This window comes from Leisingera sp. JC1 (assembly GCF_001679925.1).
Classification (GTDB): Bacteria; Pseudomonadota; Alphaproteobacteria; order Rhodobacterales; family Rhodobacteraceae; genus Leisingera.
Map to the genome: position 1 here is coordinate 1 of NZ_LYUZ01000059.1, position 654 is coordinate 654.

The 654-nt window shown below is 60.4% G+C and carries 1 pseudogene; it reads right to left on the reverse strand.

Annotated elements, in window-relative coordinates:
* Positions 1 to 396, reverse strand: a pseudogene (locus tag A9D60_RS06450) (AAA family ATPase); the annotation flags it as partial.
* Between the last annotated feature and the right edge of the window lie 258 nt (positions 397 to 654).

Genomic DNA, 654 nt, shown 5'->3' on the forward strand with positions numbered 1-654 from the left:
GTAGGGGGTGTAGTCCTTGGCCTTCGATCCTTGGGCGGCGAAGAAGGCACGCAGGCGCAGCACCTCGTCGAGGGTGAACCACTTGGCGCCGCCTTCGGTTTCACTGCGGCCCTGAGGCAGATCGGGGTTGGCTTTCAGCACCCGGCGGAAATGGGCCTGAGCGACCGGGATCAGGTAGCGGGTGATCTCCCAGGTGGAGAACAGGCGCAGCTCCTTGCGGCCTTCCTCATTGAGGCCCCGGCTGGCGAGATCGGCGCGCCCTTGCGCGCAGGCGCTTGCGATCTCGGCAAAGCCCGCGGTGCTGGTGGGGCTGTCCAGTTCCGCCAATGCGGCGTCCGGGTCGATGCTGAAATAGGGGGGGAGGCCGCCGCCTGCCTTGTGGATATCTCGCGCCATGAGGATCTGCCTGCTGTCCCTGGACCTTTGCGGTCCAGCCCTTGTGAAGTGCTGTGCTGTGCTGTCTGCAGCCTCGATGTGCTGCCTTTTGACCAGAATACCCAAAAACACGGCACATGGAAGAAAAATGCGCATCCCCTTTGGTTTTTCTAAGCAAATCCGGGGTTTGCGGCGGGGGAAAGCGGGGGTGTTTCAGGGCATACAAAAAAATCTGCCCAGTTAAATATGGGTTATTTATTAGTTACAGGGCTGTCTCTT